Source organism: Cupriavidus sp. FW305-F7, assembly GCF_058782875.1.
On the sequence record NZ_JBYSYC010000011.1, the window covers coordinates 158,006 to 170,834 of the forward strand.

Genomic DNA, 12,829 nt, shown 5'->3' on the forward strand with positions numbered 1-12,829 from the left:
AATGACAGCCCTGACGGGACCCGGCGACCGCTCAAGCGACGTCGAACCGGTCGAGGTTCATCACCTTGACCCAAGCGGCGACGAAGTCCCGGACAAACTTCTCCTGCGCGTCCTCGCTTGCGTAGACCTCGCAAAGCGCCCGCAACTGGGCATGCGAACCGAACACCAGATCGACCCGGGTACCGGTCCACTTCTTCGCACCGGTCTTGCGGTCAAGCCCCTCGAACACGTCGCGGGCTTCCGACAGCGGCTTCCATTCCGTGCACATGTCGAGCAGGTTGCGGAAGAAGTCGTTGGTCAGCGTTTCCGGCCGGTCGGTGAAGACGCCATGCGCATCCTGCCCGGTATGGACGTTCAGCACGCGCAGCCCGCCGATCAGCACCGTCATCTCGGGCGCGGTCAGGGTCAGCAATTGCGCCTTGTCGATCAGCAGCGCCTCCGCCGGGATGCTGTACTTCTGCTTGAGGAAGTTGCGGAAGCCGTCTGCCTTCGGCTCGAGCGCACCGACCGATTGCACGTCGGTCTGTTCCTGCGAGGCGTCCATGCGGCCCGGCGTGAATGGTACGGTCACGCGATGGCCGGCCTTCTGCGCCGCCTGCTCGATCCCGGCACCGCCGGCCAGCACGATCAGGTCGGCGAGCGAAATTTTCTTGCCGCCGGACTGCGCACCATTGAACTCAGCCTGGATCCCTTCGAGCACCTTCAGCACCTTGGCCAGCTTCTCGGGTTCGTTGGCTGCCCAGTCCTTCTGCGGCGCCAGGCGGATGCGCGCCCCATTGGCGCCACCACGCTTGTCCGAACCGCGGAAGCTGGAGGCCGAGGCCCAGGCGGTCTGCACCAGTTGCGAGACCGGCAGCCCCGACGCCAAGATCTTCTGCTTGAGCGCGGCGATGTCCTGCTCGTTGACCAGCGGATGGTCAACCGCCGGGATGGGATCCTGCCAGATCAGCTCTTCGGCCGGCACTTCCGGGCCGAGGTAGCGGGCGCGTGGGCCCATGTCGCGGTGGGTCAGCTTGAACCAGGCGCGGGCAAAGGCATCGGCGAGCTGGTCAGGATTCTCCAGGAAGCGCCGCGAGATCTTCTCGTAAACCGGGTCCAGACGCAGCGAAAGATCCGTGGTCAGCATCGTTGGCCGCAGCTTCTTCGACGGATCGTAAGCGTGCGGAATGGTTTCCCCGCCATCCTTGGCCACCCACTGGTTGGCACCGGCGGGACTCTTGGTCAGCTCCCATTCGTGGCCGAACAGATTCTCCAGATAGCTGTTGCCCCACTTTGTCGGCGTATTGCTCCAGGTCACCTCCAGCCCACTGGTGATGGTGTCGACGCCCTTGCCGGTGCCAAAGGTGCTTGACCATCCCAGGCCCTGGTTTTCAAGGTCGGCGCCCTCGGGCTCGGCCCCGATGTTGTCCCCGGCGGGACCGGCACCGTGCGTCTTGCCGAAGGCATGCCCGCCGGCAATCAGCGCGACGGTCTCCTCGTCGTCCATGGCCATGCGCGCAAAGGTTTCGCGGATATCGTGCGCCGCGGCGAGCGGGTCAGGGTTGCCTTCCGGGCCTTCCGGGTTCACATAGATCAGGCCCATCTGCACGGCGGCCAGCGGGTTCTCCAGGTTGCGTTCCTGGTCGGTGCGGCTGGCCTCGGCGCCATGCATTTCCTCGTCGGCGACGATCACGCCCTCGTCGTCGTACTTGCCGGCGGCACCCTTGCCGTAGCGAAAGTCACCGCCCAGCCAGGTCTTTTCATTGCCCCAGTACACATCCAGGTCCGGCTCCCAGGTGTCTTCGCGGCCACCGCCGAAGCCGAAGGTCTTGAAGCCCATGGTCTCGAGCGCGACGTTGCCGCTCAAGATCATCAGGTCGGCCCAGGAGATCTTCTGGCCGTACTTCTGCTTGATCGGCCATAGCAGGCGGCGCGCCTTGTCCAGGCTGACGTTGTCCGGCCAGCTGTTGATCGGCGCGAAACGCTGCTGGCCGCGCCCACCGCCGCCACGGCCATCGCCAATGCGGTACGTGCCGGCACTATGCCAGGCCATGCGGATGAGCAGCGGGCCGTAGTGGCCGAAGTCCGCCGGCCACCAGTCCTGCGATTCAGTCATCAGCGCCGCCAGGTCCTTCTTCACCGCCGCCAGGTCGAGGCTCTTGAAGGCTTGCGCATAGTTGAAGTCCGCCCCCAGCGGGTTGGACTTGCTGGAATGCTGGCTGAGCAGGTCCAGGCGCAGTTGCTTTGGCCACCAGTCGCGATTGGTCGTACCGCCGCCAGCGGTATGGGTGACGGGACACTTTGCTTCGTTTGACATGCGTTCTCTCCTTGTGGGACGTACTGAACACACCTGCAGCGATGGCGCGGGGGGTCGTTGTTGCATCAGCGATCCCGCTCCGGCGGATCTTGCGGATCCACGCCGGGAATCTCCTTCAAAAGCATGCCGGCTGATGACTGCCGGTGCGCTGGGCATGCTCCGACGCGGTAGCGTCGGGCGCCGCCCCATGGCAATGCGGCCGCGGCAGCGGCAGTCCGCAACCCAAATATATGCACAGCTGAGCGCCAGGAGAATGCGTTTCTGACTATCCTCCCGATAGATCCCGGTTATGGCGTGGACGCAACCCGCACTAGGCGCCGAACAGCTCGCTGCAGGCCGCCCGTACCGCCGCGGTCACCTGCCCGCGCCCGTGGTCGCGCCGTTCCAGCATGCCGATGTGACGCATCACCGGCTCGCCGTTGACCAGCAGCGGCAGGATGCGCAGCGCCTCGTCGTCGCGCCAGCGCGCGCGGCGCAGCAGCGGCACCACGGTCACGCCGACTTCCTGCCGCACCAGCTCCACCAGCGCCTCGATCGCGTTCAGTTCAAGGAACTCGTTGACCTTCAGGTGCGCGCGGCGCAGCGCGCGCTCGACCAGCACGCCGGTGCGCTGGCTGCGGTCGAAGCGCAGGTAGGGATTGGTGGCAAGCGCCTCGCGCGCATCGCGGCCCGGGCTGCCGCGTGCCGCGATCGCCACCAGCGGCTCCTGGTACAGCGGCGTCCAGCGCAGCGTGCCGGGCACGCGCGCGGCGCCCTCGACCAGGATGGCGGCATCCAGCTCGCCGGCCTCGACCTGCGCCGCCAGCTCGATCGACTTGGCGCCGACCAGGCGCACGTCGAGCGCAGGATAAGTGCGCTTCATATGCGCCACCGCATGTGACAGCCCGCCCATCACCGACACCACCGCACCCACCGCCACCGCGCCCGCCATGGCCTGGTCCGAGGCCAGCGGCAACCGCATCTCGTCATACAGCGCCAGCATGCGCCGCGCCTGCGGCAGCAGCGCGCGGCCATCGGCATTGAGCACGGCCACGCGGCCGTTGCGGTCGAACAGCTCGCGGCGCAGCTCGGTCTCCAGTGCGCGCATCTGCAGACTGACGGCGGCCTGGGTCAGTGCCACCTGGCCGGCGGCGGCGGCAAAGGAGCCGTGCTCGGCCACGGCAACGAAGGTACGGAGAAAGCGGACAGTGCTCATCGGTGCACACAAGAGAAGAGTCAGGCATATGCCGGCAAGGCGCGATTCTTAAGATTTCCTTGTGACATTGGAAAGAAATATTAGCTTTCTTTGTGACCGGCAGCACGGAATAATGAAGACCGGCTCATGAATCGGGGCCAATCGCCTGACACCGGAGACAAGTATGAAATCCTGGCTGCGCCGCTTCGGCATCGGCCTTGGCTGCGGGCTTTGCCTGGCCGCCACGCCCGCACTGGCCGACACCTATCCCAGCAAGCCGATCCGCCTGATCGTGCCCTTCCCGGCCAGCGGCGCGACCGACCTGCTGGCACGCGCCATCGCGCAGAAGGTGGGCACCAGCATGGGCCAGCAGATCGTGGTCGACAACCGCCCCGGCGCCGGCGGCGCGATCGGCTCGGACATGGCCGCCAAGGCTGCGCCCGATGGCTATACGCTGCTGATCGCCACCACCAGCACGCACTCGATCGGGCCGTATATCAACACCCGCCTGCCGTACAACACCGAGACCGACTTCACCCCGGTCAGCCAGGTGGCGATCGCCACCAACCTGCTGGTGGTGCCGAACAGCCTGCCGGCGAAGAACGTGCGAGAGCTGATCGACTACGCCAAGAAGCATCCCGGCGAACTGAACTACGCCTCCAGCGGCAACGGCACCGTGGTGCATCTGACCGCCGAGGCCTTCAAGGCGCAGGCGGGCGTGTTCATCACCCACATTCCCTACCGCGGCACCGCGCTGGCCGTGCCGGACCTGATCTCGGGCAAGGTGCAGGTGCTATTCGACAGCATCGTGTCGGGCCTGCCGCATGTGAAGGACGGCAAGCTCAAGGCACTGGCGGTGACCAGCGCCAAGCGCTCGCCGCTGGCGCCGGAAATCCCCACGGCGAGTGAGTCGGGCCTGCCCGGCTTCGAGTCCGATACCTGGTTCGGCATCTATGGCCCCAAGGGCCTGCCGGCGGATATCGTCAACCGCCTGAATGCAGAATTCAACAAGGCCATCCAGTCGCCCGAGGTCAAGGAACGCCTGGGCAAGCTGGGCGCCGAGCCGGTCGGCGGCACGCCGGCGCAGTTCGCCGCGATGGTGAAGAAGGACAGCGCGCGCTGGGGCAAGCTGATCAAGGATCGCAAGATCACGGCAGAATAAGGGCCGCTGAGCGCCCAAGCACAAGGACACAGACAAGCATGCAGAACTTCAACTGGACCAACCCCTACCCCTCCGTGCGCATCCCGCTGTTTGCGCGCAACGTGGTCTCCACCTCGCACCCGCTGGCCGCGCAGGCCGGCCTGCGCATGCTGCTCAAGGGCGGCAATGCGGTCGATGCCGCCATCGCCGCGGCCGCCGCAATCACCATCGTCGAGCCGGTGTCGTGCGGCCTGGGCAGCGATGCCTTTGCCATCCTGTGGGACGGCAAGGAACTGCACGGCCTGAACTCATCGGGCGTGGCCCCGGCGGCGTGGAGCCCGGAGTACTTCAAGAACAAATACGGCACCGATGCCAACGGCCTGGCCAACCGCCCGATCCGCGGCTGGGACTCGGTCACCGTGCCCGGCGTGGTCGCCGGTTGGGCCGCGCTGCATGAGCGCTTCGGCAAGCTGCCGTTCGCCGACCTGATGGAGCCGGCGATCGAGATCGCCGAGCGCGGCTATGCCGTGCCGCCGGTGGTGGCGCACAAGTGGGCCGCCGCGGTGCCTGAGCTGAAGGACCAGCCCGGCTATGCCGAGACCTTCATGCCCAATGGCCGCGCCCCCGCCGTGGGCGAGAAGTTCACCATGAAGGCTGCCGCCGAAACCCTGCGCAAGATCGGCGCGACCCGTGGCCGCGCCTACTACGAAGGCGAGATCGCCGAGCAGATTGCCGCCTTCAGCCAGCAGTGCGGCGGCGCCATGACGCTCGATGATCTGCGCAACTACCGCCCCGACTGGGTCAAGCCGATCAGCAAGTCCTACCGCGGCTACGAGCTGCACGAGATCCCGCCCAACGGCCAGGGCATTGCCGCGCTGATCGCGCTGGGCATCCTGGACCAGTTCGACATGTCGTCGATCCCGGTGGATTCGGTCGACTCGCAGCACCTGCAGATCGAGGCAATGAAGCTGGCCTTTGCCGACCTCTACCGCTACGTGGCCGACCCGCGCAGCATGGAGGTCACGCCGGAAGAAATGCTCGATGACGCGTACCTGAAGTCGCGCGCGAAGCTGATCGACATGCAGCGCGCCACGCATTTCAACTTTGGCATGCCCAAGGTCGGCGGCACCATCTACCTGACCGCCGCCGACGAGAACGGCATGATGATCTCGTTCATCCAGTCCAACTACATGGGCTTCGGCTCGGGCGTGGTGGTGCCGGGCACCGGCATCAGCCTGCAGAACCGCGGCGTGGGCTTCTCGATGGATCCGAAGTCGGCCAACGTGGTCGCGGGCGGCAAGCGTCCGTTCCACACCATCATCCCGGCCTTCCTGACCAAGGACGGCCAGCCGGTGATGAGCTTCGGCGTGATGGGCGGCGACATGCAGCCGCAGGGCCACCTGCAGACCGTGGTGCGCATGCTGGATTACAACCAGCAGCCGCAGGCCGCGTGCTGCGCGCCGCGCTGGAAGGTCAACCGCGACTTCACGCTGGATGTGGAAAGCACCATGGACCCGGCCACGGTCGAGGGCCTGAAGGCGCGCGGCCACCAGCTCAAGTCGGTGGACGATCCGTACATGGACTTTGGCTCGGGCCAGTTCATCTGGCGCCTGTCGGACGATGCCGAGCACGGCTATGTCGCGGCCAGCGACAGCCGGCGCGATGGCCAGGCGGTGGGGTTCTGAGCCGGCTGACTCAGTTGCCTGCGCCAGCGATACGCCCGGGTCCGCCCGGGCGTTTTTCATGGTGCGGCAGAATTGTCCGCAACTGGCCCGCCCGCGATCGGCCCAACTGTGCATGGTGTGTCCGCGCCCGCTCCGTACACTGGTGACCCACCAGCCTCCGGAGCCCCCCGCGCCATGACCACCTACGCTTTCCGCCTGCTCAACGTCTTTGCCGAATCCACCTTCGGTGGCAATCCGCTGTGCGTGTTCGAGGATGCGCGCGGCATGGACAATGCCACCATGCAGGCGCTGGCGCTGCAGTTCAACCTGTCGGAGACCACCTTTATCCTGCCGTCGGAGCGTGCCAGCGCGCGGGTGCGCATCTTCACGCCGGGCTATGAAATGCGCTTCGCCGGCCATCCGACGCTGGGCACCGCGCACGTGGTGCGCGAACTGACCGGCACCGGCGACGCGCTGACGCTGGAGTTCCCGGCGGGCGTGGTGCCGGTGACCGCGCAGGGCGATGTCTGGACCTTCACCGCCCCTCACAACGGCAAGCCGAAGACCGCGCCGGCCGGCCTGCCCGATGCCGACATGGCCAGCCTGCTCGGCCTGCAGGAACGCGATCTGCTGGTGTCGCCGATGTGGGTCGACACCGGCGCCGATCAGCTGCTGGTGGCAGTGCGCAGCACCGATGCCGTGCGCCGCGCCAATCCCGACAGCGCGCGCCTGCAGATCTGGCCGCAGAGCAGCCTGGGCCGCAAGACCGCCTACGTCTTTGCCTTCGACCCGGAACGGCCCGGCCGCGTGCTGTCGCGCTACTTTTTCACCAAGCAGGGCGGCGGCGTGGCCGAGGATCCGGGCACGGGCTCGGCCTGCGCCAACCTGGGCGGCTGGCTGCTGGCCACCGGCCACGCGCTGCCGGCCGAATACGCGATCGATCAGGGCGAGGCCGTTGGTCGCCCCTGCCGGCTGCACCTGGCCGTCAGCGCCGACGGTGCAATCCACGTGGGCGGCCGTGTGCTGGAGATCGGCCGGGGTACCGTGACCGTGTAACGGCATCTGCGCTACATTGACGGTTTCGCCCCCGCCGACCCACGCCCCGCCTGCCATGACCTCGCACGCCATCACCACGCTGGCCGACCTGGAAGCGCTCTACGCGCAACCGGCGGCCCCGTCGCTGTCCAAGGAAGTCGACTACCTGCACCCGCACTACCGCGACTTTATCGAGGCGGCACCTTTCTGCCTGCTGTCGACGGTGGGCGAGGACTGGGCCGAATGCTCGCCGCGCGGCGATGCGCCGGGCTTTGTGCAGGTGCTGGACGAACGCACGCTGCTGCTGCCTGACCGGCGCGGCAACAACCGCATCGACAGCCTGCGCAATATCGTTGCCGATCCGCGCGTCGGGCTGCTGTTCGTGATCCCCGGCATCAACGAGACCATCCGCGTCAACGGCACCGCGCAGATCAGCGTCGACCCGGCGCTGGTCGCGCGTTGCGTGGTCGACGGCAAGGCCCCGACCACGGTGCTGGTGGTCACGGTGCAGGCAGTGTTCTTCCAGTGCGCCCGCGCGCTGATCCGCTCGCGCCTGTGGGCAGCGGATGCGCAGGTGGCGCGCCAGTCGCTGCCCAGCAACGGCGAGATCCTGTCCACGCTGACCGACAACGCCATCGACGGCGCCGCCTACGACCGCGACCTGCCCGAGCGGCAGCGCACCACGCTCTACTAACCGCGCGGCAGCCACTCCGGCGCGTGCGTGCCGAGCGGCTCGGACGGCAAGGTCCAGCGCGCCGGCGTTTCCGACAGATGCGCCGCATGGCGCACCACAGTCAGCATGCCGAAGCCCGACGGCACCGCCTCCAGCAGGTCGGCCACGTCGTCGATCTTCTGCTCGGGCGCCTTGGGCCCGTCCGGCACGCGCCCCAGGCCGCGCAGCCACTGCCCCACCTGCGCCAGCGACACCCGCACATGCCAGCTGCCGCCCTCCACCGCGCGCCGGTGCAGCGCGGCCATCGCGCCGAAGGCCAGCAGGTAGCCCGCGGCGTGGTCCAGCACCTGCGCCGGCAACGGACGCGGTGTGTCGCTGCCGGCCGCCTGCGCTTCGGCATCATTGAAGCCGGTGGCGGTCTGCACCAGCGAATCGAAGCCGCGCTTGTGCGACCACGGCCCGACGTGGCCATAGGCGCTCAGCGACACATAGACGATGCCCGGACGCGCGCGCGCCGCGGCCTCCGGCCCCACCCCCAGCTCGGCCAGGCCGCCGGGGCGATAGCCCTGCACCATCACGTCGGCACCGTGCAGCAGCTTGTGCAGCGTGCGCTTGTCGTCCGGATCGCGCAGGTCCAGCTGGCAGCTGCGCTTGCCGCGGCCGGTGTCGATCACCAGCGGCGGGATCGACGGCAGGTGCGAGGCGGTGACCAGCAGCACGTCGGCGCCATGCGCGGCCAGCGTGCGGCCCGCCACCGGGCCAGCGATGATGCGGGTGAAATCGAGCACGCGCACGCCCGACAGCGGCTGCGCGTCCGGGGATGCGGGCGCCGGCAGCGGTTGCGGCGGGGCGTCGCCGATGCGCTCCAGCGTCACTGGCGGCAGGCATCGCAAGGCGGCCGCCTGCGGATGGCGGTCCCATTCCTCAAAGCTGCGCAATGCCGCAACGACCAGGCCCGCGTCGGACGCCGCGGTCTCGAAGGCTTCGGCGTCCCGCTTGTCCAGCGCGGCCTGTACGGCTGCCTTGTCATTGGCGCAGCCCAGCAAGCGCACCACGCCGTCGCGGTGGTGCGGGAAATTGGTATGCAGGCGCACCCAGCGGCCGTCGCCGCAGCGGTAGATGCCGGCCAGCTTGTCCCACAGTTCGGGCGCGGGGCCGCCGTCGACGCGCAGGTAGCGTTCGCTGCGGAATTCGGTGATGGCATGGCGCATGTCGACGCTGACGTCCTGCCAGCGGCCGGTGCGGCTGTGCCACAACGCGGCGGCCGCCAGCGCCGCGGCGCCAAGGCTGGCTTGGGCGGCGGTGCCCACGGCAAAGCTCGACGGCAGCACCGGCTCGGCGCCGTCCAGCTTCAGGTGCGCCAGCGCCTCGGCGGGCAGGCCGGCATCGCGCCACAGCGCGGCAACGACTTCAGAGGGCTCAAGCGGCACTGGCGCCGCATCGGGTTGGGCGTTCATGGGCATTCCTGCAGCGATGGACCAAAGCCGGCCACCGCGGGCCGGCACGCTTCCATGCTACTCCGACACATCACTTTCGTCGCAGCCAGGCGCGTCCGCGCGGGCGCAAATCCGGGAGATGGGCGGAAATCCGCGGCGGCTCGCGGCGTGCGGCGGCTCCGGCACGGTAAAATCCCGTTATTGGCATTCCGCCACGCAATCTGACGACCCGGCCCAAGCACCCAGACGCATCAGGCCGGCCAACCGGCGCCATCATGAGCCACGACAACAAGCCTACCGACAGCACCCCCGCCGCCTCCAACTTCCTGCGGAGCATCATCGACCAGGACCTCGCCGCCAGCACCTATGCCGGCCGCCAGGACAAGGCCGGCGAACCGCTGCCGACCGTGATCACCCGCTTCCCGCCGGAGCCCAACGGCTACCTGCATATCGGCCACGCCAAGAGCATCTGCCTGAACTTCGGGCTGGCGCGCGACTACGGCGGCCGTTGCCACCTGCGCTTTGACGACACCAACCCGGTCAAGGAAGACACCGAATACGTCGATTCGATCATCGACGCGGTGCACTGGCTGGGCTTTTCCTGGGACAGCGAGGGCAAGGACGGCGCCAAACAGCCGCACCTGTACTACGCCAGCGACTACTTCGACCAGCTCTACGCCTTTGCCGAGACCCTGATCGAGCGCGGCGCCGCCTATATCGACAGCCAGACCGCCGAACAGATCGCCGCCAGCCGCGGCAATTTCTCCGAGCCGGGCAAGCCCTCGCCCTACCGCGACCGCAGCGTCGAAGAGAACCTGCAGCTGTTCCGCGACATGCGCGCCGGCAAGTACGCCGACGGCGAGCACGTACTGCGCGCGAAGATCGACATGACCGCGCCCAATATCGTGATGCGCGACCCGGTGCTCTACCGCATCCGCCATGCCCATCACCACCGCACGGGCGACAAGTGGTGCATCTACCCGATGTACGACTTCACCCACTGCATCTCGGACGCGCTGGAGAACATCACGCATTCGCTGTGCACGCTGGAGTTCGAGAACAACCGCCCGCTGTACGACTGGGTGCTGGAGCACCTGCGCGACAGCGGCGTGTTCCGCGACCCGCTGCCGCACCAGTATGAGTTCGCGCGCCTGAACCTGACCTACGCCATCACCAGCAAGCGCAAGCTCAAGCAGCTGGTCGATGAACAGCGCGTGGACGGCTGGGACGATCCGCGCATGCCCACGCTGGTGGGCGTGCGCCGCCGCGGCTACACCCCGGAATCGATCCAACTGTTCTGCGACCGCGTGGGCGTGGCCAAGGCCGACAGCTGGATCGACATGAGCACCCTCGAAGGCGCGGTGCGCGACGACCTGGACGGCCGTGCCGCGCGCGGCGTGGCCGTGCTGGACCCGCTGCGCCTGGTGATCGACAACTACCCCGAAGGCCAGAGCGAAGAATGCTCGGCGCCGGTGCACCCGAAGAAGCCGGAACTGGGCCGCCGCGTGTTCCCGCTGTCGCGCGAGCTGTGGATCGAGCGCGAGGACTTCAACGAGACCCCGCCCAAGGGCTACTTCCGCCTGTTCCCGGGCAACAAGGTGCGGCTGAAGTACGGCTACGTGATCGAGTGCACCGGCGTGGACAAGGATGCCGACGGCAACGTGATCGCCGTGCACGCCAACTACCTGCCCGAAACCAAGAGCGGCACGCCGGGCGCCGACAGCGTCAAGGTGAAGGGCGTGATCCACTGGGTCAGCGCGGCGCACGCGTACCAGGCCGAAGTGCGCCTGTACGACCGCCTGTTCAACGACCCCAACCCGGATGCCGGCGGCAAGAACTTCCTGGATGCGCTCAACCCGGATTCCAAGCAGGTGATCACCGCCTACCTGGAGCCGGGCCTGCGCGAAGCGCAGCCCGAAGACCGCTTCCAGTTCGAGCGCCATGGCTACTTCGTCGCCGACCGCACCGATTCGCAGCCGGGCAAGCCGGTCTTCAACCGCACCGTCGGTCTGAAAGATAGCTGGGGCAAGTGATGGCCAAACCTGGCAAGGCAGCCGTGCAGACCATCACCTTCCCACTCGAGGGCGAGTTCATCGCGCTCAATGACCTGCTCAAGCTGGCGGGCGTGTGCGACAGCGGCGGCGCCGGCAAGGCGCTGGTCGCCGCCGGCGAAGTCTCGGTGGACGGTGCGCCCGAATCGCGCAAGACTGCCAAGATCCGCGCCGGGCAGGTGGTGGGCCTGGCGGGCATCGAGATCCGCGTGGTCGCCGCCTGACCGCGCGGGCCGGGCCGGTGGCGCCAGTGATGGCGCGCCGGCATTGCAACCGAAAGGACTGGACTATGCCGATCGCTTTCTGGTGCGTGCTGCTGGCCGGCATCCTGCCGCTGGCGACGGTGGCCATCGCCAAGGCCAGCGGGCCTGGCTATGACAACCATGACCCGCGCGGCTGGCTGGAGCAGCAGTCCGGCCGCGCGCGCCGCGCCGACATGGCGCACCGCAACCACTTCGAGGCCTTCCCCTTCTTTGCCGCCGCCGTGCTGGCCGCCAGCCACCTGCAGGCGCCGCAGGCCCGCATCGACGAGCTGGCCGTGGTCTTCATCGTGGCCCGCCTGCTCTACACCGTGTGCTACGTGACCGACCGCGCCACGCTGCGCACGCTGTGCTGGACCATCGGCTACCTGTCGGTGGTAGGGATGTTCCTGCTGCCCGTGTTTGTCCACTGAGCGCCGACTGAGCCATGGCCGCACGCGCGCTGGCACTTGCTGCCGCCCTGGGAATCACCGCTGCGCAGGCGGCGCCGCTTGAATACACCATCGATCCGGCGCACACCACCGTCTATTTTTCCGCCAGCCATTTCGAGCGCAGCTCGGTGCGCGGGCGCTTCGGCAAGATCGACGGGCGCCTCGTCTATGACGCGGACAGCGGCGCCGGTGCACTCGATGTGACCGTGGACCTGGCCTCGGTCGATACCGGCAACCGCACCCTGGATGGCGTGCTGCGCTCGGCACAATTCTTCGATACTGCCCAGCACCCGGTGGCGCGGCTGCGCGCGAACCGCTTCCTGATGGAAGGCGGCCGGCTGGCCGCGGTGGAAGGTGAGCTGACGCTGCACGGCGTCACGCAGCCGCTGCGCCTGCAGGCCGAGCGTTTCCGCTGCGGCGAGGTGACTTTCTTCGGCGTGAGCCGGCAGGTCTGCGGCGGCGACTTCCGCGCCGAGGTGCCGCGCAGTGCCTTTGGCATGACCCGCTTCCTACCCGAGGTAGGCGACACCGTGACGCTGCAAGTGGCGGTCGAGGCATCGCCCGCGGGCGGCACCCCACAGTAACCCTATTCGTCACCTCCGGCGCAAATTTCTCTTGTAGAATCAGCGCTTTGCCCAATTCCCGCCACGCTCGTCTGCGTGTGCCTG

General features: G+C 67.9%; 11 protein-coding genes. 8 read left to right on the forward strand and 3 right to left on the reverse strand.

Annotated features, from left to right (window positions below):
* Positions 1–31: 31 nt before the first annotated feature.
* Complete coding sequence (katG, locus tag AC3WL8_RS13110) at positions 32–2,296, reverse strand: catalase/peroxidase HPI (protein WP_492378345.1); 2,265 nt, start codon at positions 2,294–2,296, stop codon at positions 32–34.
* A gap of 310 nt (positions 2,297–2,606) precedes the next feature.
* Positions 2,607–3,491 carry a LysR substrate-binding domain-containing protein gene (locus AC3WL8_RS13115; RefSeq protein ID WP_013957567.1) on the reverse strand — a complete coding sequence of 295 codons (885 nt, stop codon included), beginning with the start codon at positions 3,489–3,491 and terminating at the stop codon, positions 2,607–2,609.
* Between the two features lie 163 nt (positions 3,492–3,654).
* Between AC3WL8_RS13115 and AC3WL8_RS13120 the strand changes: the two genes are divergently transcribed.
* The 4 genes from AC3WL8_RS13120 to AC3WL8_RS13135 all read left to right on the forward strand — a co-directional run bounded on the left by AC3WL8_RS13120 (position 3,655) and on the right by AC3WL8_RS13135 (position 8,004).
* A complete protein-coding gene (locus AC3WL8_RS13120; protein ID WP_013957568.1) occupies positions 3,655–4,632 on the forward strand; it encodes a Bug family tripartite tricarboxylate transporter substrate binding protein in 978 nt (325 codons plus the stop codon).
* Positions 4,633–4,670: 38 nt separating this feature from the next.
* Positions 4,671–6,296 carry a gamma-glutamyltransferase gene (gene ggt, locus AC3WL8_RS13125; RefSeq protein WP_013957569.1) on the forward strand — a complete coding sequence of 542 codons (1,626 nt, stop codon included), beginning with the start codon at positions 4,671–4,673 and terminating at the stop codon, positions 6,294–6,296.
* A gap of 174 nt (positions 6,297–6,470) precedes the next feature.
* Positions 6,471–7,331: a PhzF family phenazine biosynthesis protein gene (locus AC3WL8_RS13130; protein ID WP_013957570.1), complete on the forward strand. Its 861-nt coding sequence runs from the start codon at positions 6,471–6,473 to the stop codon at positions 7,329–7,331.
* Positions 7,332–7,386: 55 nt separating this feature from the next.
* Entirely contained in the window at positions 7,387–8,004 is a 618-nt protein-coding gene (locus AC3WL8_RS13135) for a pyridoxamine 5'-phosphate oxidase family protein (protein WP_153953679.1), read from the forward strand.
* Here the strand turns inward: AC3WL8_RS13135 and AC3WL8_RS13140 are convergent.
* Positions 8,001–9,440 carry a CoA transferase gene (locus tag AC3WL8_RS13140; protein ID WP_492378346.1) on the reverse strand — a complete coding sequence of 480 codons (1,440 nt, stop codon included), beginning with the start codon at positions 9,438–9,440 and terminating at the stop codon, positions 8,001–8,003. The two genes, AC3WL8_RS13135 and AC3WL8_RS13140, sit on opposite strands and share 4 nt — an antisense overlap.
* Positions 9,441–9,694: 254 nt before the next feature.
* On the opposite strand from AC3WL8_RS13140, the gene AC3WL8_RS13145 reads away from it, so the two are divergent.
* From AC3WL8_RS13145 to AC3WL8_RS13160, 4 genes are all read left to right on the forward strand, one after another.
* The gene (locus tag AC3WL8_RS13145) at positions 9,695–11,452 is read left to right on the forward strand and encodes a glutamine--tRNA ligase/YqeY domain fusion protein (RefSeq protein WP_013957573.1); all 1,758 of its coding nucleotides are present in this window, start codon (positions 9,695–9,697) and stop codon (positions 11,450–11,452) included.
* A complete protein-coding gene (locus tag AC3WL8_RS13150; RefSeq protein WP_010813694.1) occupies positions 11,452–11,694 on the forward strand; it encodes an RNA-binding S4 domain-containing protein in 243 nt (80 codons plus the stop codon). Before AC3WL8_RS13145 ends, AC3WL8_RS13150 begins: the two co-directional genes overlap by 1 nt.
* A 65-nt stretch (positions 11,695–11,759) precedes the next feature.
* The gene (locus tag AC3WL8_RS13155) at positions 11,760–12,143 is read left to right on the forward strand and encodes an MAPEG family protein (RefSeq protein ID WP_010813695.1); all 384 of its coding nucleotides are present in this window, start codon (positions 11,760–11,762) and stop codon (positions 12,141–12,143) included.
* Positions 12,144–12,157: 14 nt separating this feature from the next.
* Positions 12,158–12,745, forward strand: a complete 588-nt coding sequence (locus AC3WL8_RS13160) for a YceI family protein (protein ID WP_153953681.1) — start codon at positions 12,158–12,160, stop codon at positions 12,743–12,745.
* Positions 12,746–12,829 lie beyond the last annotated feature (84 nt).

Bases quoted from the DNA above. Each gene is read 5' to 3' on its own strand.
- AC3WL8_RS13155 (WP_010813695.1), top strand. From the start codon at position 11,760: ATGCCGATCGCTTTCTGGTGCGTGCTGCTGGCCGGCATCCTGCCGCTG.
- AC3WL8_RS13160 (WP_153953681.1), top strand. From the start codon at position 12,158: ATGGCCGCACGCGCGCTGGCACTTGCTGCCGCCCTGGGAATCACCGCT.
- AC3WL8_RS13150 (WP_010813694.1), top strand. From the start codon at position 11,452: ATGGCCAAACCTGGCAAGGCAGCCGTGCAGACCATCACCTTCCCACTC.
- AC3WL8_RS13140 (WP_492378346.1), bottom strand. From the start codon at position 9,440: ATGAACGCCCAACCCGATGCGGCGCCAGTGCCGCTTGAGCCCTCTGAA.
- AC3WL8_RS13145 (WP_013957573.1), top strand. From the start codon at position 9,695: ATGAGCCACGACAACAAGCCTACCGACAGCACCCCCGCCGCCTCCAAC.
- AC3WL8_RS13130 (WP_013957570.1), top strand. From the start codon at position 6,471: ATGACCACCTACGCTTTCCGCCTGCTCAACGTCTTTGCCGAATCCACC.
- AC3WL8_RS13135 (WP_153953679.1), top strand. From the start codon at position 7,387: ATGACCTCGCACGCCATCACCACGCTGGCCGACCTGGAAGCGCTCTAC.
- AC3WL8_RS13115 (WP_013957567.1), bottom strand. From the start codon at position 3,491: ATGAGCACTGTCCGCTTTCTCCGTACCTTCGTTGCCGTGGCCGAGCAC.
- ggt (WP_013957569.1), top strand. From the start codon at position 4,671: ATGCAGAACTTCAACTGGACCAACCCCTACCCCTCCGTGCGCATCCCG.
- katG (WP_492378345.1), bottom strand. From the start codon at position 2,296: ATGTCAAACGAAGCAAAGTGTCCCGTCACCCATACCGCTGGCGGCGGT.
- AC3WL8_RS13120 (WP_013957568.1), top strand. From the start codon at position 3,655: ATGAAATCCTGGCTGCGCCGCTTCGGCATCGGCCTTGGCTGCGGGCTT.